Origin of the sequence: Streptomyces griseorubiginosus (assembly GCF_036345115.1) — a bacterium.
Lineage (GTDB): Bacteria > Actinomycetota > Actinomycetes > Streptomycetales > Streptomycetaceae > Streptomyces > Streptomyces griseorubiginosus_C.
Window position 1 is genome coordinate 2136856 of the sequence record NZ_CP107766.1, and the last position, 20712, is coordinate 2157567.

Below are 20712 nucleotides of genomic sequence, written 5' to 3' on the forward strand. Positions count from 1 at the left end.
CCCGTCGCGGCCCTAGCGTGAGGGCATGCGCGTACTGGTCACCGGCGGTGCCGGATTCATCGGGTCCCAGATCGTCGAGGCGCTCGCGGCAGGCGGCCACGAGCCCCTCCCGTACGACGTCCGGACCGACCCGGCGTCCGACGTACGGGACGCCGACGCCGTCCGCCGCGCCCTGACCGGGGTGGACGCCGTGTGCCACCAGGCGGCCATGGTCGGCCTGGGCGTGGACTTCGCCGACGCCCCGCGGTACGTCTCCCACAACGACCTCGGTACGGCGGTCCTGCTCGCCGCGATGGCCGACCTGGGCGTACGGCGGCTGGTGCTCGCCGGGTCCATGGTCGTGTACGGCGAGGGCCGCTACACCTGCCCCCGGCACGGGGCCGTACGACCGGGCCCGCGCACCGTGGCCGACCTGGACGCGGGGCGCTTCGAGCCACCCTGCCCGCGGTGCGGCGCGGACCTCTCCCCGGGACTGGTCGGTGAGGACGCCCCGGTCGACCCGCGGAACGTGTACGCGACGACCAAGCTCGCCCAGGAACACCTGGCCGCGTCCTGGGCGCGGGCCACGGGCGGTTCGGCGGTGGCCCTGCGCTACCACAACGTGTACGGCCCCGGCATGCCCCGCGACACCCCGTACGCCGGCGTCGCCTCCTTCTTCCGCTCGGCGCTCGCGCGCGGTGAGGCCCCGCGGGTCTTCGAGGACGGCGGTCAGCGCCGGGACTTCGTCCACGTGCGGGACGTGGCCGCGGCCAACGTGGCGGCGCTGGAGGCGGGTTCGGCGGACGGCGCGCTCACGTCGTACAACACCGGCAGCGGCGAGCCGCACACGGTGGGCGAGATGGCCCGGGCGCTGGCCGAGGCGTACGGCGGTCCCGAGCCGGTGGTCACCGGGGAGTACCGCCTCGGGGACGTACGGCACATCACGGCGGACTCGGCACGGCTGCGGGCGGAGCTGGGGTGGAAGGCGGAGGTCGGATTCGCCGAGGGGATGCGGGAGTTCGCGGGCGCCGGGATGCGGGACGCGTAGCCCGCGGTGGACCGGTGGTGCCGCCCGTGAAGGCAAGCGGCCACGGGCGGCACCACCATGTTTCCAGGGGCGGTGGCGGGCGGCGCCGGCGGCTCTGTCAGGAAGCCGCCGACGGCAGCACCACCTCGAAGCGGCAGCCGCCCGGCACATTGCGTACGGTGGCCCGGCCCGCGTGGGCCTCCACGATGCCCCGGACGATCGCGAGGCCGAGTCCCGCCCCGGCAGGGGGAGTTCGGGCGTGCGTGCCGCGCCAGCCGGTGTCGAAGACGCGGGGCAGGTCCTCCTCGGGGATACCGCCGCAGCCGTCCGTGACGGACAGCACGACGCCCTCGGCGCGGTCCTCGGCGGCCACCGCGACCGTGCCGTCGGCGGGGGTGCGGCGGATCGCGTTGACGAGGAGGTTGCCCAGGACGCGGCTCATCTCCTTGCCGTCCACCTCGACCGGCACGGCCGCCACCCGGTCGCCGACCAGCCGTACGCCGTGCTCGCGGGCCAGCGGGTCGGCGCCCGCGAGGGCGTCCGAGACGAGGTCGTACAGGGAGATCCGGCTCGGGCTCAGCGCCAGCGTCCCGGCGTGGATGCGGGAGAGCTCGAAGAGGTCGCCGACCATGTCGTTGAGGCGTTCCACCTCGGTGCGGATCTGCCGCAGGTAGCGGGCGGGGTCGGCGGCGACACCGTCCTCCAGGGCCTCGGACATCGCGCGCAGCCCGGCGAGCGGGGTGCGCAGGTCGTGGGAGATCCAGGCGACGAGTTCGCGCCGGGAGGACTCCAGGGCCCTCTCGCGCTCCCTGGACTCGGCGAGTCTGGCGCTGGTGGCCTCCAACTCACGGCTGAGGGCGTCGAGTTCGGCGGTGGTGGGGCCGCCGGGCGAGGTGAAGTCGCCGCCGTCGCCGAAGGAGCGGGCGGCGAGGGCGAGGGCCCGGCTGCGGGCGGCGACCCAGCGGCCGAGCAGCAGGGCGGTGGCCAGCGAGACCACGGCGGCCATCAGGACGACGGTGGTGACGACCCGCAGGTCGTGCCCGGACAGGAACATCGCCTGGGCGACCGCGAGGGTGCCGGCCAGCATCGCGGTGACACCGACGGCGGCGACCACGGTGAGGTGCAGGGAGAGCGAGCGGCGCCGGACCAGCAGCAGGACCCAGGCGCCGAGGAGCCCTGCGGCGGCGGCGCCGAGGAAGGCGTAGAGGGCGATGAGGAGCATGTCGCGCATGGTCAGGCCTCGCTTCCCGCGGCGTCCTCGAAGCGGTATCCGACGCCCCACACGGTCTGGATGAGCCGCGGGCGCGCCGGGTCGTCCTCGACCTTTCCGCGCAGCCTGCGCACATGGACGGTGACGGTGGACAGGTCGCCGAAGTCCCAGCCCCACACCTCCCGCATCAGGTCCTCGCGGCCGAAGACCCGGCCGGGGTGCCGCAGGAAGAACGCGAGGAGGTCGAACTCACGGATGGTCAGGGCGAGTTCGGCGCCGTTCTTGGTGGCGCGGCGGGCCTGGGGGTCGAGGCTGAGCCCGGCCGCGCGCAGGGCTGCGGCCGGCTGGGCGGGCCGGGAGCGGCGCAGCACGGACTCGACCCGCAGGACCAGTTCGCGGGGGCTGAAGGGCTTGGTGACGTAGTCGTCGGCGCCGACCTCCAGACCCAGGATGCGGTCGTCCTCGTCGCCGCGGGCGGTGAGCATGATGACCGGGACGGGCCCGTTCCCCCGCATCCGGCGGCACACCTCCAGACCGTCCATGCCGGGCAGCATCAGGTCGAGGACGACGAGGTCCGGGCGGTGCGCGGTGGCCCGGGCCAGTGCGTCGGGGCCGTCGGCGGCCCGGTCCACGAGGTATCCGGCCCGGTCCAGGTAGCCGGAGACCACCTCGGCGACGGTGGGGTCGTCGTCGACGACGAGGACCCGGCGCCGGGTCTGCGCGTACTGCTGCTGCTCCATGCCGCCAGCCTCGCACCGCGCGCGCGAATGTGCCGCGGACGGGCTACGACGTCCTTGTTTCGTAAGGAGCCGGAGTCCGGTTTGTCCGTTCTGCGTTCGTAGGGTGAACGTCGTGACGACCCCTTCAGTGAACGAACCGGCGGCGTCCGTGGACGTCGTGCTGCCCTGCCTGGACGAGGCCGGGGCCCTGCCGTGGGTGCTGGAACGCATCCCGCCCGGCTGGCGCGCGCTCGTCGTGGACAACGGCTCCTCGGACGGCTCGGCGGGCATCGCCCGCGCTCTCGGCGCGACCGTCGTCCGCGAGGAGCGGCGCGGCTTCGGCGCCGCCTGCCATGCGGGACTGACCGCGGCCACGGCCGACGTCGTGTGCTTCTGCGACTGCGACGCCTCGCTGGACCCGTCGGACCTGGTGCCGTTCGTCGCCGAGGTGCTGGCCGGTGAGGCGGACCTCGTGCTCGGCCGGCGCCGTCCGCAGGCCCGCGGTGCCTGGCCGGCGCACGCCCGCGCGGGCAACCTCGCGCTCGCCCGGCTGCTGCGCCGCCGCACCGGTCTGCGGCTGCACGACCTGGGGCCGCTGCGGGCCGCCCGGCGTGAACCGCTGCTCGCCCTCGGCCTCACGGACCGGCGCAGCGGCTATCCGCTGGAGATGGTGGTGCGGGCGGCCGACGCGGGCTGGCGGATCGCCGAGCACGACGTGCCGTACCGGCCGCGGACCGGTGCCTCCAAGGTGACGGGCACCTGGCGGGGCACGTGGCAGGCGGTGCGGGACATGAGCCAGGTCCTCTCCGGATCCGGGACGGGGGTGCGGGTGTGACCACGCTGCTCGTCATCGCCAAGGAGCCGAGGCCGGGTCGGGTCAAGACCCGGCTCACCCCGCCGTTCACGCCCGAACAGGCGGCCGCACTGGCCGAGGCGTCCCTCGCGGACACCCTCGACGTGGTGGCCCGCACCCCGGCCCGGCGCCGGGTCCTGGTCCTGGAGGGCGCCCCGGGCCCCTGGCTGCCGCCGGGTTTCGAGGTCGTACGGCAGTGCGCGGGCGGCCTCGACGAGCGGCTGGCCGCGGCCTTCGCGGGCTGCGACGGGCCGGCCCTGCTCATCGGCATGGACACGCCCCAGGTGACGCCCGAGCTGCTCACGGTGGACTTCGCCGACTGCGAGGCGTACTTCGGGCCTGCGGAGGACGGCGGCTTCTGGGCGCTGGGCCTGGCCGAACCGGACCCGTCCCGGCTGCGCGGGGTCCCGATGTCGACCCCCGGCACCGGAGCGGCCCAGCGCGCCCGGCTGACCGGCCTGCGGGTACGGGACCTGCCCCCGCTGCGGGACGTGGACACGGCGTCCGACGCGGAACTGGTCGCCCGGGAGGCCCCGCACGGACGGTTCGCGACGGAGCTGACCCGGATCGCGGGGGTGCCGCGGTGAGGGGGCCACGAGTCGGCATCTCGACCGGTGCGGCTCCCCGCCTCAGGTCGGTGCTGCCGGGCGCCGGTGCCCGGGCGTACGAAGCCCCGGCGGGCGACGCCCGCAAGGATGGGCCGGAGGCGGCGGACGGCACCTGGTCCGCCGACCCCTACGCGCGGGCCCTGCGTACCGGCCGTGGCCCTCTCTTCCTGCGCCGGGCCGACGGCTGGCTGCTCCCGCTCGAACTGGAGCGCTGGTGCGCCGCCGCGGACGCCGTGGATCTGGGGGTGCTGCGGCGCTGCGAGGGCGCGGTGCTGGATGTCGGGTGCGGTCCGGGGCGGCTCGTCGCCGCGCTCGGGGCCCGCGGACGGCGGGTGCTCGGCATCGACGTGAGCGACGCGGCGGTCGCGCGGACCGTCGCGCTCGGCGGGCAGGCCCTGCGGCGGTCCGTCTTCGAGTCCCTGCCCGGCGAGGGCCGTTGGGGCACCGCGCTGCTGCTCGACGGCAACATCGGCATCGGCGGCGACCCCCCGGCCCTGCTCGACCGTACGTCCCAACTCCTGTCGCTCGACGGCCTGTTGATCGCCGAGACGGTCACCGATCCCGACCTCGACGAGCGGGTCCGGGTGCATGTCACCGACGCCCGTGGCGCGGCCGGCAACCCGTTCCCGTGGGCCCGGCTCGGCACCCCCGCCCTGCTGCGGCACGCGGCCCGCGCCGGCTGGGCGCCGGTGGATCAGTGGACGGCGGGCGGCCGCTGCTTCGTGGCCCTGCGCCGCCGTACGACGAGGACCACCGCCGAACCACCGAAGAGCACCGCCGTCACGAGCAGCCAGCGGGCCAGGAAGCCGTCCGGGGACAGGGCGGTCGCCGAGGCGTAGCGGTCCGCGACCTGCCCGCTGATCAGCGGGAACCACACGAGCAGGAGCAGCAGGGAGAAGGCGGCGGGGACCCGGACGTACAGGACGTGCCGGCCCGCCGTCCGCACCAGCGCCCGGTCCGCCGCCGCGTACAGCGGCAGCAGCACCAGGTCGTGCAGGACGGCCGCTCCGACGAACCACAGCGCGATCCCGAACCGGTCCCCCGCGAGCAGCCGCACCCCCGCGTATCCCGCGAGGGCGAACGAGCAGACGAGCAGGAGGAGTTGGAGGGGGCTGCCGAGCGGGATCCGCATCACAGGTCTCCGAAGGTCAGCCGCGCCACCCACTTGGTGTTGAGTACACCGGGTGCCGCGGGCACGATGATCCGGGCCGGGTGGCCGTGGTCGGGGGTCAGGTCCTCGCCGTTGACGAACAGGGCGAGCAGGGAGCGCGGGTCGGCGACCTGGTTGGCGCGCAGGGCGGCCCGCCGGAAGGCGCCGTGCCGTTGCAGCGACTCCACGAAGAGGTCCGGTGGCGCGTCCTCGTACCCGACGAGCGCGGCGAGGTCCCGCAGCCGCACCCCGCGCCACCACTGGTCGGAGGTGGACCAGCCCTCCACGCAGGCGATGGGCAACGCCGAGCTGTGCAGCGGGAGTCGGAGCAGGTCCGCACGGCTGAGGCGCACGGTACGGCCCGCACGCCCGACGACGACCAGCCGCCAGGCCTCCTCGCTCGTCTCGATGTGGTCGATCCCGGCGTAGGCGGCGGTCTTGTTGATCTGGAAGCCGTTCGGCCCGGAAGCCGGATCGGCGCCCCCGTGCGGGGCGAACAGGGCGGTTCTGCGGAGCGCGCCGTCGAAGCTCTGCCCGGCCGTGGTGAGGAACAGCAGCAGCGATCCGCCCCCGACGAACCAGAGGGCCCCGCGGCGGGACACGGTCGGCTCGGCGGGGTCCGGTGACACCAACTCGGTTTTCTCTTCCCTGAGTTGACGCAGATTGCGGAGCGCGAGGGGCGTCTTCAGCACGGCGTGCGCGACGAACGCGGTGAAGAACACCCACGCCCCGTAGAAGTGCAGCGGGTAGAAGGAGCCCGGGAAGACGTAGTCGAGCTGGACGTTGAGCACCCCGGTCACGAACTCGAACAGGGCGCCACCGACCAGCAGAAGCAGCGAGACCCGCTCCAGGGCGTGCGCGAGGGAGCGCGCGGGCGGCAGCGTGAACAGCTTGGGCACCACCGACCACAGCTTGGCCAGCAGGACGGGGATCAGGGTGATGCCCAGGGTGACGTGGACCCCCTGGTTCAGCCGGTACAGCCAGTGAGGGTCCGTCGGCCAGGAGAAGAGGTAGAAGCCGAGGATCCCCTTGTCCGGGGTCTTGTCGTTCACCGGCGCGAGGTCCGGGTTGTAGGCGGCGTACGACAGCAGCCCCGTCACGAACAACAGCGTGATGCCGCCGAGGAGGACGACCCCGAGGACCGAGGTGAGCCAGGGGCCGCGCAGCGGGCTGCGCCAGAAGGAGGGGGCGAAGGGAGACCGTGCCATGCCCCGACGGTAGGTCCGCGGCACCCCGGAAACGGGTCCGCGAACCATGACGAAAGTCTGACGTCGTCGCATGTCAGCCGTCCGGGGGCGCCCATGCGCCCTAGCGTCGTCCGGGTGAACCGGGACCTTCGTCGTGACCTGTATGCGGCCCTGTGCGCCGCGCTCCTCGTGCTGACCGCCGTCCTGGTCGGCCGGGCGATCCAGCACCGGCACGGCTCCCTCCGTGTCGGCTGGCCGCCCCTGCTGGCTAGCTGGGATCCCCATGTCGGTCCCGGCACCCCGGCCGCGGTGCTCGTCGCGGCCGCCGTGGTGGCGTACGGCCCCTCGCTCGCCGCCCGGCTGCCCTGGCGCCCGCTGCTGCTCGCCGTCTGGGGCGCGGGCATGGCCTGGACGTGGTCCCTGGCCCTCGTGGACGGCTGGCACCGGGGCGTCGCCGAGCAGCTCACCACCAGGAACGAGTACCTCCGGGCCGTCCCTCGCTTCCACGACATCCCGGCGGCCCTGCGGGACTTCACCCGGCACATCCTGATCGACGCTCCCGACAACTGGGGAGCCCATGTCGCCGGGCATCCCCCGGGCGCCACCCTCACCTTCGTCCTGCTCGACCGGGTCGGCCTCGGCGGCGGGGGCTGGGCGGGGACCTGGTGCATCACCCTCGGCACCACCGCGGCGGTCGCCGTCCTGGTCGCCGTACGGACCCTCGCCGACGAGTCGCTCGCCCGCCGCGCCGCACCCTTTCTGGTCCTGGCCCCGGCCGCGGTCTGGGTGGGTACGTCGGCCGACGGGTACTTCGCGGCGGTGGCCGCCTGGGCGGTGGCCCTGCTCGCCCTCGCGGTGCGGGGGGTCCGGCCGACACTGTGCGGCTTCTGCGCGGGCCTGCTGTTCGGTCTGACCGTCTATCTGTCGTACGGCCTGACGCTGATGCTCGTCATCGCCGGGGCGGTGGTGTGGGTGGGGTCCTTCCGTCGGCCCCTGTGGTCGGCGCTGGCAGGCTGCGCGGTCGCGCCGGTCGTCTTCACCGCGCTGGGGTTCGAGTGGTGGGAGGGGTACCGGATTCTCGTCACCCGCTACTACCAAGGGGCGGGCGGGGTCCGGCCGTACGGGTACTGGGTGTGGGCGAATCTGGCGTGCGCTGTGCTGATCGTGGGGCCGGCCACGGTGGCGGGGGTGCGGCGGGCCGTCGTGCGGCTGTGGCCGGGCGGGGGCTGGTCGCGCCCCGCGGCTGAGCCGCGTATCGATACAGCCCCGCGCCCGTTGGCGGCCTTGGTGCTCGCCGCTGTGCTGGCTCTGCTCGTCGCCGATCTCTCCGGGATGAGCAAGGCGGAGACCGAACGCATCTGGTTGCCGTTCGCCGCGTGGCTGTTGCCCGCGTGTGCGCTTCTGACGGGAGCGCGGGGCTGGCTGGTCGGGCAGGCCCTGGTCGCGCTGCTCCTCAACCATCTGCTGCTCACGGGGTGGTGAGCCGTCCCGGCAGCGGCAGTTCGGTCCAGATGATCTTCCCGTCGGGCGTGTAGCGGGTCCCCCAGCGTTCGGCGAGCTGGGCGACCAGGAAGAGGCCGCGGCCGCCCTCGTCCTCGGTGCGGGCGCGGCGCAGCCGGGGTGAGGTGTTGCTGCCGTCGGAGACCTCGCAGATGAGGGCGCGGTCCCGGAGCAGCCGTAGCCGGACCGGGCCGGTGGCGTGCCGGATGGCGTTGGTGACGAGTTCGCTGGCGACGAGTTCGACGGTGAACGACAGGTCCGTGAGGCCCCATGCGGCGAGCTGTTCGGTGACCGCGGCGCGGGAGCGGGAGACGACCGCCGGGTCGCTCGGCAGCTCCCACTGGGCGACCCGCCCGGGATCGAGGGCGCGGGTGCGGGCGACGAGCAGGGCCACGTCGTCGCTGGGCCGGGCCGGGAGCATCGCGTCCAGGACGGCCTCGCAGGTCTCCTCCGGCGGCCGGTCGGCGCGGGCGAGCACGGAGCGGAGCCGGGCGAGACCGGTGTCGATGTCCTGGTGCCGGTCCTCGATCAACCCGTCGGTGTAGAGCACCAGTTGGCTGCCCTCGGCGAGTTCCAGCTCGACGGTCTCGAAGGGCATGCCGCCGAGTCCGAGGGGCGGTCCGGAGGGCAGGTCGACGAACTCGACACTGCCGTCGGGGGCGACGACCGCGGGCAGGGGATGACCGGCGCGGGTGAGCGTGCAGCGCCGGGACACCGGGTCGTAGACGGCGTACAGACAGGTCGCCCCGACGATCCCCGAGTCCGCCTGGGCGCTGTCCACCGCCCAGCCCTCACCGCGGTCCAGGCGGCCCACCAGGTCGTCCAGGTGGGTGAGGAGTTCGTCGGGCGGCAGGTCGAGGGAGCAGAAGTTGTGCACGGCGGTGCGCAGCCGGCCCATGGTGGCGGCGGCGTGCAGGCCGTGGCCGACGACATCGCCGACCACCAGCGCCACCCGGGCCCCGGACAGCGGGATCACGTCGAACCAGTCGCCGCCGACACCGGCCTGCGCGGGCAGGTACCGGTAGGCGACCTCGACGGCGCTCTGCTCGGGGCGGCCCTTGGGCAGCAGGCTGCGCTGGAGGGCGAGCGCGGTGTTGTGCTCGCGGGTGTAGCGGCGGGCGTTGTCGATGCAGATGGCCGCGCGGCCGGCCAGTTCCTGGGCGAGGGAGAGGTCGTCCTCCTCGAAGGGGACGGGCTGTCCCGACCGGTAGAAGCTGACCACGCCGAGGGTCGTGCCGCGGGCCCGCAGTGGCACGGTGATCAGGGAGTGGATGCCGGCCGTGAGCACCCGGGCGAGCCGCGCCGGGTCCTGGGCGAGCCAGCCGCCCGCCTCCGCGAGCACCGGTTCCAGCACGGCCCGCCCGCTCTCCAGGCTGCGGGACTGCGGGGTCGAGGGCACATAGCCGACCTGGTCGCCGACGCCGTACAGGTCGGGCTCCTCGCGCACGCTGCCCACGGCGACCCGGCGCAGCGGGGAGTCGGCGCCGAGCGGTCCGGGTTCCTCGCCGTGCAGCACGGGGTCGGGCAGATCGACGGCGGTGAAGTCGGCGAACCGCGGCACGGCCACCTCCGCGAGTTCCTCGGCGGTGCGCGCGACGTCGAGGGTGGTGCCGATCCGGACCCCGGCCTCGTGCAGCAACTCCAGCCGCCGGCGCGCGAGCAGGGCGAGCCGGCCGACCCCGGGGTCACCGAGGAGGAGCAGACGGTCGTCGGTCGCGGGGGCGGGGGTGGGGATGCTCGGCGTGGTCGCCCTGGTCCTCGCCGGGGTCCCGGTTCTGATGGCCGTGGCGGGCGTCGGTGCCGGCGTCGGGGTCGGTGCCGGTGTCGGCGTCGGGGGCGGGGTCGCCGTCAGGGTCGGTGTCGACCTGGTCGTGGGGAGCGGTCCCGGTCGGGAACCGGGGAGCAGGTCGAGGGGGCCCGAAACCGAGTCCGGACGGCCGCCCAGGATCCTCGCCTCGATCACCACACCCGTCTCACCCGCCGCTCCCCGCACCTGCCGGCGCAGCAGCATCGCGCTGCGGCCACCGGAGAGCATGACCTCGTCGAGGGTCCGGTGCGGTGCCGCGATGAGTTCCTCGGCCTTCTCCCGCAGGACGGCCAGATCGATCCGCCCGAGACCACTCCCCTCGGCGTCCCCGGTCACCGGCGCGGGCTGCCGCGGCCACCCTCCGGCGTCCCGCCCCGCCCGCCGGTACGCGGCCAGCAGCGCCCGCTCCCGTTCCGTGGCCTGGTCCAGCAGCCGCGCCTCGATGTCCCGGGCCGCCTCGCGGACCAGCCGCAGCATCAGGGGGTCGCCGTCGTCCCGCAGACAGGTCAGATCGAGTACGGCCTCGATGTGCCCGCTGAGCGGATTGCGCACCGGCGCCCCCGCGCAGGCGAAGGGCTGGAGGCAGTCCGCGAAGTGCTCCCGGCCGACGACGTAGACGGGCCCGCGCTCGGCCAGCGCGGTACCCACGCCGTTGGTGCCGACGACCTGCTCGGAGGCGTCGAAGCCAGGGGCGAACCGCACCTCGTCCAGTCGCCCCCGCAACAGCCGGTCCCCGCCGAGCCGTTGCACCATCCGGCCCTGTCCGTCGCAGAGCGCGATGGTCATGCCCACCTCTGACAGGGAGCCGGTCAGGCGGTGCAGCACCGGTTCGGCGGCCCGCAGGAAGCCCTCGTCCAGGGCGAGGTCGGCCGCGTACGGCACGAGGAGCCGGTCGGGGTCGAGACCGACGGACCGGCACCGCTTCCAGGAGTCGAGCACCGCTCCCCGGACGTCCGAGTCCACCCGGGCGCCGGCCAGGAATCGTTCGTGGGCATCGACCAGGCCGCCGATGTCGTCCCAGGTGACGGACAACGGAATCACTTCCCTCACCAGGAGGTGGCCCGGTCGCTCGCCGCCGCTCGGCTCGCCCCCGGCGCTCTCCAAGCCCCTACACCGTAGACCTCTTGTGACGCGCCTCACAACAGCCTTCGCAGGGTCTCCGGAGCCGCCCGCGCGGGGCGCCGACGCCGCGACCGGACCGGCCCACCCGCAGGGCCGGTCCGGTCCAGGAGTCATTCAGGTCAGCAGGTGGCCACGCCGGGCAGCCACTCCGGGCCCTTGATGTAGATGACGGTCATCCACGAGCCGTCGGTGAGCTTCGCCCAGGCGTCGTTGGTGTAGCCCTCGGCCGTCACCGTCTGGGCGTGGGCCTGGCAGACCACGTTGACCGTGGTCGGCTGCGCGAAGTAGTCGACCACGCCGGCGTTGACGTTGGGCTCGCTGTGGGTGCGCACCCCGGTGCCCCAGGTCTGGAACGCCTTGCTGCCACCGGACGGCGGCGGGGTGCTGCTGCCGCCGCAGTCCGGGATGCCGGGCAGCCAGGCCGGGCCCTTGATGTAGATGTTGGTGACCCAGGAGCCGTCGGCGAGCTTGGACCAGGCGTCGTTGGTGTAGCCCTCCGCGGTCACGGTCTCCGCGTGCTGCTGGCACTGCACGGACACCTGCGTCGGCCCGGGGAAGGTGTCGACGACGGCGGAGCCCACGCTCGGCGACCGGTGCGTGCGCACGCCGGTGCCCCAGGTCTCGAAGACCGTGCCGCCGTTCGCAGGCGGCGGGACCGGGGTGCCGGAGCCGTTGATCCGGACCGCGCCCGCGTAGTCGCCGCCGGTGCGCACGGAGGTGACCCGGATGTGGGTGCCGGACTCGTACGCCTCGACCATCTGGCCGTTGCCCAGGTACATGGCCACGTGGTGGACGTGCCCGCTGCCCCAGAACATCAGGTCGCCCGGCAGCAGCGGGGCGGTGCCCTGTCCGGCGGAGAAGCGGGCGGAGGCCTGCGAGGTGTGGAACTGGTCGTCGGCCGTCCCGTTGAGCAGGTCCTTGCCGGTGGCCTGGTAGTAGGCGTACCGCATCAGTCCGGAGCAGTCGAAGCCCTTGCGCTCGCCGTCGTGCAGGCTGTCCGGGTCCGAGCCGTCGTAGTAGCCGTAGCTGGCGCCGGGCGTGGCCGCGTGGCCGCCGCCCCAGCTGTACCAGACGCCGATCTGCGAACAGGCCGCGGCGACGGCGGCCTGCGCGGTGGCCGAGGCACCGGGCGCGAGGACCCCGCAGCTCGCGTCCGCGGCGGCCTGGGCCGCGTGGGCCGGGGCGGAGAAGAAGGCGGTGAGGGCCAGGGCCGAGGCGCCCAGGATCGCGCCGCTGGTCCGGCGGCGCGTGCTGATGGTCTTCAAGGGACTCTTCCTTCGTCGAGGTGACGTCGAGATGGCGCCGGCGGGATGCCGGTGACGCCGGCGGGCAGACCGGGCGGCACACCCCACCCCCGTGGAGGTGTGCCACCCGGTCAGTTGTGGAGCGCGGCGCGCATCTTGGCGAGGCCCCGCAGCCGGTTGCGCTGGACCGTGCCGCGGTGGGCGCCGAGCCGCTCCCCGGCCGTGTCGTGGGTGAATCCCTCCAGATCGACGAGGATCACCGCGGCGGCCTCCTTCTCGGAGAGCATGCCGAGCAGGGAGAGCGCCGTGGCGGAGGCCTCGTAGGATGCGAGTCCGCCGTCCCAGCCGGACTCCGGCAGCTCGTCGGTGGTGCGCTCGCGGCGGGAAGGGTGCTGCCAGGAGTCGCGCAGCAGGTTGAGGGCGACGGCGCAGGTGTAGGCGTACGGATGCTGCTGCCGCGTCAGGCTCTGGGCGCGGGCCCGTCGGGAGAGCCGCAGATAGGTCTCCTGGAGCAGGTCGTCGGCGTCGTGCGGATTGCCCGTCAGCGCCAGCAGCCGTCTGCGCAGACGTGGCATGTCGGCCGTGAAGGAGGCGTCGAAGTCTCCCGGGCTCATCCGGGTGTCGGCCTCACGCGGCGGTGGCGGACAGCCATGAGGACTGTGGTCCACTCGTTCCCCCTTGCGGTGATCCCTTGCGGTGATCATGTGATCCCTTGCGGTGTTCTGTGGTGCTGTCCCGCGCCGGTGGTCAGGCCGGCGGGCGGGGTGGGGCGGCGGGGCCGTAGCGAGCGGCCGGGACCCGGCGCAGCAGCGCCCAGTACCGGTCGCCGTACGACCAGTGCCACCACTCGGTGGGGTAGTTGACGAACCCGGTCGCGCCGAGCACGCGGCCGAGCAGGGCCCGGTTCGCGCGTGCCTCGGCGCTGACGCCGGGTGCGTGGGTGCGGCAGGCGCCGCCGCTCTCCTCCGGGGTGGCGTTGACCTCGGTGCCGAGCGGCAGTTCGCGGCCCGTGTGGTCGCACAGGGTGAGGTCGACCGCGCCGCCGCTGACGTGCGGGGCGACCTCCGGCGGTGAGATGTACGCGCTCGCCAGCTCACGGATCCGCTCGGGACCCGCGTCCGGGTGGTCCTTGCGCAGGGTCGCCGCGTACTGCTCGAAGTAGCGGCGCTGGAGGTCCGGCGGCCGGTACCCCTCGACCACCAGCAGCCGGATCCCGGCGGGCAGCAGCCGCTGCGCCCGCACGAGCCGCTCCAGCGCGCCGGCCCGCAGATGGGCGTAGCTGCCGTCGCCGTCGGCCTGCCGCTCGTCGAGCAGCAACTGCCCGCCGACCCGCAGATCGACGAGCGGCTCCCCGCATTCGTCCGGCCGGACGGCGGCGACCCGAGGATCGGCAAGCGTGATGATGTCGGTCACGGGAACAGCGTCCCGGGCACCTCTGCAATTGCTCTGCAGAACGCCTGCAAGCAGATACCCGGGGTCCTGCAGCGCGCCCGAAGGGGCGCGGGGAACGGCGCGACCAGGCCCAACGCACCCGCAGCCGCCCTACAACCGAACCCGGCACCCCAGTAGGCGACTAACCCCGCTCCCCCGCCTCCCTGGCCCCCAACTCCCGAAACACACCCATCGCTTCAGCCCGGGCCTCCGAACCGGCCCCCGACTCCCCCACCGCGTCGAACACCTCACCCAGATCCCACAGCGTCCGCGCCCGCCACAGGGGAAGCCGCAACGCCTCCCACCGACCGAGCGCCCGCTCCAACGGCCCCCGCGCGGCCACCGCGTCACCGGCGGCCAGGTGCCACTCCCCCAGCGTCCGCAGCACCAGCGCCTCCCCGAACCGGTCCTGCCGGTCGCGGGCGACTTCCAGACACCGCTCCAGCCGCTCGCGCGCCTCGCCGAGCCGCCCCTGCCGCAGCTCCACCTTCGCCAGCGACTGCTCCGTGTACATCAGGCCCAAAGTGTCGTGGAGGTCGGCGAACCCCCGCAGCGCGTCCCGCAGCAACCCCTCCGCCGCCGCCCACTCGCCCTCCGCCCTGTGGCACAGGCCCAGCGAACGCACGGTCAGCGCCGCACCGAACCGGTCGTCCTCCGCCCGGTACAGCTCCAGGGCCTGTGTGAAGGCCTCGCGGGCGTCCGCCCCCTGCCCCTGTTCCCGGTGGACGCAGCCGATTCCGTACAGCACCTGGGCCAGGGCCCCGCGGTCGCCGTCCGGCCCGTACCGCTCCAGCGCCGCGCCGAACAGCTCCAGGGCCTCCGCGAAGAGGGCCTGTTCCCTGCGGGCGGTGGCCATGCCGACCAGGGCCTGGGCCGTCCCCTGCGGCACGTCCTCGAGGGCCTCGAACAGCCTCAGGGCGTCCCTGAAGTAGCCGTACGACTCCTCGAACTCGTCTTGTTCGTAGCGCAGTTGGCCCAGTCCGACGTGCAGCCACGCCTCGCCCTCGCGGTCGCCGCTGCGGCGCACCGCAGCCATCGCCGCGGTGTGCGAGCGGGACCAGGCGTCGAACTGGTTGTACAGGGCGACGGAGCTGGCGATCAGTGCCCCGGCGAGGTCCCGGGCGGCGCGGTCCAGGCCGTGGTCGGCGCAGTGGTCCACCGCGGCCAGCAGGCCCGCCTGTTCGGCGGCGAACCAGGCGGCGGGCCGGGCGAGCAGTTCCTCCTCGGCCCCGGGGTCCCGCGGGTCGACGGGCCGTACGGAGGCCGGTTCGGGGAAGTAGCGGGCCGCGCCGCCGGGGCCCCGGGCCGCGGCCTTCTCGGCGAGTCCGAGCCAGCACTCGACGAGCCGCAGGACGGCCGCCGAGCGTTCCTCGGCGCTCTCCTCCGACAGACAGCGTTCGCGGGCGTGTTCGCGGGCCAGGTCGTGGATGCGGTAGCGGCTGCGGCCGGTGCCGTCCACCCCGATCACGTCGATGAAGTGGCAGTCCACCAGTCGCTCGACGGCCTCCTCGGCCTCCTCGGTGCCGATGTCCAGCAGGGGCGCGGCGATCCAGGCGGCGAAGTCGGGCAGGTCGAGCAGGGCGAGCCGGCGCAGGGCGCGCTGCTCCTGCGGGTCGAGGTCGGCGTAGCCCAGTTCGAGGCTGGTGCGCAACTCCAGGTCCCCGGCGCGCAGTTCGTTGAGCCGGAGCCGTTCGTCGCGCAGCCGGGCGGCGAGCCGGCCGGGCACCCAGTGCGGGCGGGCGGCGAGCCGTGCCCCGGCGATGCGCACGGCGAGCGGCAGCCGCCCGCACAGGGAGACGATCTCGGCGGTCTGTTCCGGCTCGGCGTCGGTACGGTCCGCTCCGGCGACCCTTCTCAGGAGTTCGAGGGCCTCGTCCTGGCCGGGCACGGTCAGGTCGAGGTGGGCGGCGCCCTCCAGCGCCACCAGCCGGCGCCTGCTCGTGACCAGCACCGCGGAGCCGGGTCCGGGCGGCAGCAGCGGCCGTACGTGTGCCTCTCCGGCGGCGTTGTCGAGGATCAGCAGGATGCGGCGGTGGCCGGTGTACGTGCGGTACAGGCCGGTGAGTTCCTCGACCGAGCTCGGCAGGGTCTCGGGTTCGGCGCCCATGGCGCGCAGCAGCCGGGCGAGGGCGTCGGCGGGCTGGAGGGGGGCGGTGTCGGCGGCCCGCAGGTCCACGAACAGGCGGCCGTCCGGGAAGAGTTCGGCGGTGCGGTGGCCGACGTGGACGGCGAGGGCGGTCTTGCCGGTCCCCGAGCGTCCGGAGATCACCCCGATGGGCGGGGCGGTACGGCCCGGGTCGTCGACTCCGCCCAGCAGCGAGACCGCCCAGTCGATCTGGTCGGCACGGCCGACGAAGTCCGCGATGTCCGGGGGCAGATGGGAGGGAGCGGGTCGCGTGGCCGCGCCGGCCCCGGCCGCCGTACGACGCACCGCCGCCCGCTCCCCGACCTGTCGCCCGGCCACCGAGGACCGGGAGCCGGGGCCGAACGTGTCGGACTCGTGCGGCGACCGCGAGCCGGGAACGGACGGTTGGGACTCGTGCGGCCGGAAGCCGGGGCGGAACGGAAAGGACTCCCGCGCCCCGGAGCCGGAGCCGGGGGGAGTGGACTCGTGCGCCCCGGAGCCGAAGCCGAACGGAGTGGACTCGTGCGCCCCGGAGCCGGGGGAAAGGGGATCGGACTCGCCCGGCCGGGACCCCGTGCCGAACCGTGGGGACTCATGGGCCCGGGAGCCACCGCCTGACGGCGAGGAACCGGGCGGCGAGGCACCGGCGCCGGGCCGTGCGGCGCCCTGAGACCGCGGCCGCGGTCGCGGGCCGGTACCGGACCCGAACCCCTCGGCGGCCCGTGAGCCCTCGCCGCGCCGGTCCTCCGGACCGAGCAGCGCCGGGTCGTTGGTCAGTACCGCCTTGTGCAGGGCCCGTAGCTCCGGTCCCGCGTCGATGCCCAGCTCCTCCCGCAGGGCCTCGCGACCCTCCTGGTAGGTGCGCAGGGCGTCGGAGACCCGGCCGGTGCGGAACAGCGCGGTCATCAGCTGGCCGCGCGGCCGCTCCCGCAGAGGGTGCGCGGCGACGTGGGCGAGCAGGGGCGCGATGGTGCGGTCGGCGCGGCCGAGCTCCAGGTGCAGGCCGAAGGACTCCTCCTGGGCGACCAGCCGCAGTTCCGCCAGCCGGGCCGCCTCGATCCTGGCGAACGACTGCGCCAGCCCCTCCAGGGCCTCCTGGCCGCGCCACAGTCCGAGCGCCTCGGACAGCAGCTCGGCGGCCTCCGCGACGTGCCCCCGGGCGGCCTCGGACCGGCCGGACGCGAGCAGTTCCTCGAAGCGGCGGGCGTCGACCTGGGCGGGGTCGAGGTCGGCGACGTAGCCCGGCGGCCGGGTCCGGATCACCTCGGCGGCGTCGACCCGGGCCAGGGCGCGGCGGACCGCGGAGACATGGGTGGCGACGAGGGCGTTGGCGGTCGCGGGGGCCTGTTCGTCCCAGACGGAGTCGACGAGCCGTTCCGTGGAGAGGACCTCGCCCAGGTGGACGACGAGCGCGGACAGGACGGCGAGTGGTCTGACCCCGCCGAGCGGGGCCCGCCGGTTGCCCTGCCACACCTCCACCGGACCCAGTAGCCGTACCTGGAGCATGGTCCCCCGATCGCCGCACCGCCCACCCCACGGATACGCGATCGACGATATCGACGGGCACGGACACCGCACGGCGTGCGCACAGCCGCGCTGGCCGGATCCGAACGGCTGATCACCCCGGGGTGGACCCCGGACAGCGCCTGGACACAGGAACAGAGGCCCCACTCACCGACACCCCCACCGAACGGCGGTTGGCCTGATTTCGACGGTCGGCACAGAACCGGCTCACCTGAGGGACGGCTGGTGCGGGCCGCTCGTATGACCGCCGGCACGAGAAAAAGAATCCGCGGTCCGAGGGCATACGGACGCGCCTCCCGGGGCGTCAACGGCTCGTAGGGACAACCCGGTTCGACCGCACCCCAGGAGCATGCCGATGAAGCGCGCCGACGCCCCACGCCGGACGGTGACAGCGAGTGGACGCAGCACGCGACGCGCGGCCACCACGGTGGGCGTGATCGCGGCTCTGTCCTCGCTCGTCCTGACCGGTTGCTCGGCGGACTCCGGGACGGCCCACCGCGCCGCGCCGGTCGCACGGGCGGAGGCCGCCGCAGCCGCCGACAAGCTCACCTACGCCCAGGACCTGCGGATCTCCGACGCCGAGCAGCACCTCGTCACGGAGTGCATGCGCAAGCACGGTTTCGACTACCAGGAGGAGAAGCCGCCGAGCCTGGAGGAGAGCCGTCCGGTCGGCTATGTGCAGGACGACGTCGACTGGGCGCGCAGCCACGGCTACGGCAGCCGGATCGAGGCGAAGGAGGACCTCGCCCGCCTGCGCAACCCCAACATCGCCTACCGCAAGTCCCTCTCCCGGTCCCGCCAGAAGGCCTTCGACATCGCGATGGACGGCGGTCGGGACGCCGTGGTGCTGAAGGCGCCGACACCGTCCGGCGGCACGATCAGCAAGCAGTCGGGCGGCTGCGCCGGGCAGGCGGAGAAGACGCTGTACGGCGATCCGGAAGCGTGGTTCCGCTCCGACGTGACCGTCAGGAACCTGCGCCCGCTGTACGTGGGCAGGCTCCTGGCCGACAAGGAGTTCAAGACCGCGGTGGCGGCCTGGTCGCGGTGCATGAACAAGGCCGGCCACCCCTTCCCCGACCCCGACGCGGCACGCCAGTCCACACGCGATCACAGCGCGCGGCAGACCCCGGCCGAGGAGGCCAGGTCCTTCGCGAACGAGACCCGGATCGCGGTCGCCGACGCCACCTGCGCCCGCTCCGTCTCCCTGCGCTCCATCGGTGAGCGGCGCGAGGCCCACTACATCGGCGAACTCGCCGGCACGTACGGTCCCGCCCTCACCGCCCACCTGCGGATGCAACGGCACGCGCTGACCGTCGCCGAGCGCACCGTCCCGGCCCGCACCTGACCTGGTACGCACCGGTCCCAGAACATCCGTGACACGCGCGTCACGGACAGACCCCGCGACGACGCTCGCGGATCGTCACCTCACCATCCCCACCACGCCTCCCACGAGGCGCGAACAGAACAGGAATCCGTCATGCGCAAGCTGACCGTCTCCCTCGCCACCCTGGGCATCGCGGCCCTCGGCATCGCCGTCCCGGCCACCGCCCACGCGGGCCCCGGCTGCAACGCCAACTGGAACGCGCACGGCCGCGACGGCGACGTCCGTGCCTGGGACGGCACCGACTGCGGCGGCGAACTCCTCGGCGTCACCGCGGGCAGCGACCCCTCGTGGGGCGACGGTTCCGGCCCCTTCCAGGGCAGCGACACGAACCGCGCCTCGTCCGTGATGAACAGCGGCTTCGTCGGCGGCAAGGACGTCGTGGCCTTCTACTGGCTTGACAACTACAACGACGGCTCGTACGGCTGCCTCCTGCCGGGCGAGAAGTACGTGGACGACCTCAGCCGGAACCACTTCACCAACAACGCGAACATGAACAACAACATCCAGTCGCACACCTGGGTGACCTCGTCCGCCTGCGCCCCGGGCTCCTTCATCAGCTGAGAGTCCACTCGCCTCACTCGCCCCGGCACCCCGACACGGGTGCCGGGGCGACCCGTTTACGCGACCGCCGCCCCACCCCGTGTCGCCCACCCGCCCGCACTCCTTCGACTGCCGGACATTTGAACGTCACGCCGAGCGGGAACGTTTCCCTCGTCCCCTGTGCATCGCCTTGCCTCCGTCATGCCCCGTGTCCCGCACGGGGCATGACGCGAAAGGACGACGTGAGCCGTGTCCCTGCTTCCGCTCGAAGGTCCCCCGGGGCCGCTCCCCGCCCCCGCCCCGGCCCCGCTCCCGAGCAGCGCCCCGGCCCCCGCCCCCGCCGGTTCCCGCCGCTCCCTGTCCCGTCTCACCCGCCGGCTGCTGACCCTGCTGCCCCTCCTGCTCATCGCCGTCTGGGCGGTGCTGGACTGGCGTGCCCTGTACGACGGCACCGCGCGGCTGGCCGACGCCGACCCCGGGTGGCTGCTGGTCGCGCTTCTGTGGACCTGCCTCGGCTGGGTGTCCGCCTCCGTCGTACGCCAGGGCGCGCTCCCCGAGCGGCTGCCCCCGGGGCTCCTGGTGGCCTCGCAGTTCGCCGCCGGTGCCGCCAACCACGTGCTGCCGGCGAGTCTCGGCGCCCACGCCGTCACCCTGCGCTTCCTCCAGGGCCGGGGCATCCCGCTGGCCCGCGCCACCGCCTCGCTCGCGCTGTACTCGCTGGTCCGGCCGATCGCGAAGACACTGGTGCTGGTCGGTTTCCTGGTCACCCTGCCCGGCCTGCTGCGGCTCGGTGAGCTCGTCCCGGACCGGCGCATGCTGTTCCTGCCCGTGGCGGCCGCGGCGCTCGGTCTCGGCGGCACGCTCCTGCTGCTGGTCCTGGTCCGTCCGCTGCGCCGCCCGGCGGTCACGTTCGTGCGGACCGCCCTGACCGACGCGCGCCGGCTGCACACCATGCCCAGCCGGGTCCTGGCCCTGTGGGGCGGTGCGGCCGCCGCGCCCCTGCTCCAGGCGAGCGTGATCCACGCGGTCGGCGCCTCGCTCGGCGTGACGCTGTCCTGGGCGCAGGTCGCGTTCGCGTACCTGGCCGCGAGCACCGCGGTCGGGTCCGTGCCCGCGCCGGGCGGCATCGGCCCGGTGGACGCGGCCATGGTCTTCACCCTGTCCGTCTACGGCGTTCCGGTGAGCATCGGCACCGCGGCCCTGATCGGCTACCGCGTCCTGACGGTGTGGCTGCCGCTGCTGCCGGGGGTGCTGTGCATGTCGGCACTCGTGCACCGGAAGGTTCTTTGAGCATTCGCCCCA

The 20712-nt window shown here is 74.2% G+C and carries 16 protein-coding genes; 8 read left to right on the top strand and 8 right to left on the bottom strand.

Features of this window, described 5'->3' with window-relative positions:
• Positions 1 to 25: 25 nt before the first annotated feature.
• Positions 26 to 1027 carry an NAD-dependent epimerase/dehydratase family protein gene (locus OHN19_RS09675; protein ID WP_330263792.1) on the top strand — a complete coding sequence of 334 codons (1002 nt, stop codon included), beginning with the start codon at positions 26 to 28 and terminating at the stop codon, positions 1025 to 1027.
• Between the two features lie 97 nt (positions 1028 to 1124).
• Here the strand turns inward: OHN19_RS09675 and OHN19_RS09680 are convergent, their stop codons facing one another.
• Both OHN19_RS09680 and OHN19_RS09685 read right to left on the bottom strand, forming a co-directional pair.
• Positions 1125 to 2237, bottom strand: a complete 1113-nt coding sequence (locus OHN19_RS09680) for a HAMP domain-containing sensor histidine kinase (RefSeq protein WP_330263793.1) — start codon at positions 2235 to 2237, stop codon at positions 1125 to 1127.
• A gap of 2 nt (positions 2238 to 2239) precedes the next feature.
• On the bottom strand, positions 2240 to 2956 hold the full coding sequence (locus OHN19_RS09685; RefSeq protein WP_330263794.1) for a response regulator transcription factor: 717 nt from the start codon (positions 2954 to 2956) through the stop codon (positions 2240 to 2242).
• A gap of 103 nt (positions 2957 to 3059) precedes the next feature.
• Between OHN19_RS09685 and OHN19_RS09690 the strand changes: the two genes are divergently transcribed.
• From OHN19_RS09690 to OHN19_RS09700, 3 genes are read left to right on the top strand one after another with little or no spacing between them, the layout of a single operon-like run.
• A complete protein-coding gene (locus OHN19_RS09690) occupies positions 3060 to 3770 on the top strand; it encodes a glycosyltransferase family 2 protein (protein ID WP_330263795.1) in 711 nt (236 codons plus the stop codon).
• On the top strand, positions 3767 to 4375 hold the full coding sequence (locus OHN19_RS09695; RefSeq protein ID WP_330263796.1) for a TIGR04282 family arsenosugar biosynthesis glycosyltransferase: 609 nt from the start codon (positions 3767 to 3769) through the stop codon (positions 4373 to 4375). Before OHN19_RS09690 ends, OHN19_RS09695 begins: the two co-directional genes overlap by 4 nt.
• Positions 4372 to 5235: a class I SAM-dependent methyltransferase gene (locus OHN19_RS09700; protein ID WP_330263797.1), complete on the top strand. Its 864-nt coding sequence runs from the start codon at positions 4372 to 4374 to the stop codon at positions 5233 to 5235. The genes OHN19_RS09695 and OHN19_RS09700 overlap by 4 nt, the downstream gene beginning before the upstream one ends.
• A gap of 292 nt (positions 5236 to 5527) precedes the next feature.
• Here the strand turns inward: OHN19_RS09700 and OHN19_RS09705 are convergent, their stop codons facing one another.
• A complete protein-coding gene (locus OHN19_RS09705) occupies positions 5528 to 6754 on the bottom strand; it encodes a molybdopterin-dependent oxidoreductase (RefSeq protein ID WP_330263798.1) in 1227 nt (408 codons plus the stop codon).
• Positions 6755 to 6847: 93 nt separating this feature from the next.
• Between OHN19_RS09705 and OHN19_RS09710 the strand changes: the two genes are divergently transcribed.
• Entirely contained in the window at positions 6848 to 8215 is a 1368-nt protein-coding gene (locus OHN19_RS09710; protein WP_330263799.1) for a hypothetical protein, read from the top strand.
• On the opposite strand, the gene OHN19_RS09715 is transcribed toward OHN19_RS09710, so the two are convergent.
• The 5 genes from OHN19_RS09715 to OHN19_RS09735 all read right to left on the bottom strand — a co-directional run bounded on the left by OHN19_RS09715 (position 8202) and on the right by OHN19_RS09735 (position 17468).
• Positions 8202 to 11081, bottom strand: coding sequence for a SpoIIE family protein phosphatase (locus OHN19_RS09715; RefSeq protein ID WP_330269567.1), 2880 nt, complete (start codon positions 11079 to 11081; stop codon positions 8202 to 8204). The genes OHN19_RS09710 and OHN19_RS09715 overlap by 14 nt on opposite strands.
• A 200-nt stretch (positions 11082 to 11281) precedes the next feature.
• On the bottom strand, positions 11282 to 12427 hold the full coding sequence (locus OHN19_RS09720) for a C40 family peptidase (protein ID WP_330263800.1): 1146 nt from the start codon (positions 12425 to 12427) through the stop codon (positions 11282 to 11284).
• Between the two features lie 110 nt (positions 12428 to 12537).
• Positions 12538 to 13020 carry an RNA polymerase sigma factor gene (locus OHN19_RS09725; RefSeq protein WP_330263801.1) on the bottom strand — a complete coding sequence of 161 codons (483 nt, stop codon included), beginning with the start codon at positions 13018 to 13020 and terminating at the stop codon, positions 12538 to 12540.
• A gap of 133 nt (positions 13021 to 13153) precedes the next feature.
• Positions 13154 to 13819, bottom strand: coding sequence for a M15 family metallopeptidase (locus OHN19_RS09730; protein WP_330263802.1), 666 nt, complete (start codon positions 13817 to 13819; stop codon positions 13154 to 13156).
• A gap of 160 nt (positions 13820 to 13979) precedes the next feature.
• On the bottom strand, positions 13980 to 17468 hold the full coding sequence (locus OHN19_RS09735) for a BTAD domain-containing putative transcriptional regulator (RefSeq protein WP_330263803.1): 3489 nt from the start codon (positions 17466 to 17468) through the stop codon (positions 13980 to 13982).
• Positions 17469 to 17841: 373 nt separating this feature from the next.
• Here OHN19_RS09735 and OHN19_RS09740 point away from each other — a divergent pair, with 373 nt between their 5' ends.
• The 3 genes from OHN19_RS09740 to OHN19_RS09750 all read left to right on the top strand — a co-directional run bounded on the left by OHN19_RS09740 (position 17842) and on the right by OHN19_RS09750 (position 20700).
• On the top strand, positions 17842 to 18831 hold the full coding sequence (locus OHN19_RS09740; RefSeq protein WP_330263804.1) for a hypothetical protein: 990 nt from the start codon (positions 17842 to 17844) through the stop codon (positions 18829 to 18831).
• Positions 18832 to 18963: 132 nt separating this feature from the next.
• A complete protein-coding gene (locus tag OHN19_RS09745) occupies positions 18964 to 19431 on the top strand; it encodes a hypothetical protein (protein ID WP_330263805.1) in 468 nt (155 codons plus the stop codon).
• Between the two features lie 228 nt (positions 19432 to 19659).
• A complete protein-coding gene (locus OHN19_RS09750; RefSeq protein ID WP_330263806.1) occupies positions 19660 to 20700 on the top strand; it encodes a lysylphosphatidylglycerol synthase transmembrane domain-containing protein in 1041 nt (346 codons plus the stop codon).
• Positions 20701 to 20712: the final 12 nt, after the last annotated feature.

Excerpts from the sequence above, each read along its gene's own strand:
- OHN19_RS09675 (WP_330263792.1), top strand. The coding sequence starts at position 26 with ATGCGCGTACTGGTCACCGGCGGTGCCGGATTCATCGGGTCCCAGATC.
- OHN19_RS09680 (WP_330263793.1), bottom strand. The coding sequence starts at position 2,237 with ATGCGCGACATGCTCCTCATCGCCCTCTACGCCTTCCTCGGCGCCGCC.
- OHN19_RS09685 (WP_330263794.1), bottom strand. The coding sequence starts at position 2,956 with ATGGAGCAGCAGCAGTACGCGCAGACCCGGCGCCGGGTCCTCGTCGTC.
- OHN19_RS09705 (WP_330263798.1), bottom strand. The coding sequence starts at position 6,754 with ATGGCACGGTCTCCCTTCGCCCCCTCCTTCTGGCGCAGCCCGCTGCGC.
- OHN19_RS09710 (WP_330263799.1), top strand. The coding sequence starts at position 6,848 with ATGCGCCCTAGCGTCGTCCGGGTGAACCGGGACCTTCGTCGTGACCTG.
- OHN19_RS09725 (WP_330263801.1), bottom strand. The coding sequence starts at position 13,020 with ATGAGCCCGGGAGACTTCGACGCCTCCTTCACGGCCGACATGCCACGT.
- OHN19_RS09735 (WP_330263803.1), bottom strand. The coding sequence starts at position 17,468 with ATGCTCCAGGTACGGCTACTGGGTCCGGTGGAGGTGTGGCAGGGCAAC.
- OHN19_RS09740 (WP_330263804.1), top strand. The coding sequence starts at position 17,842 with ATGAAGCGCGCCGACGCCCCACGCCGGACGGTGACAGCGAGTGGACGC.
- OHN19_RS09745 (WP_330263805.1), top strand. The coding sequence starts at position 18,964 with ATGCGCAAGCTGACCGTCTCCCTCGCCACCCTGGGCATCGCGGCCCTC.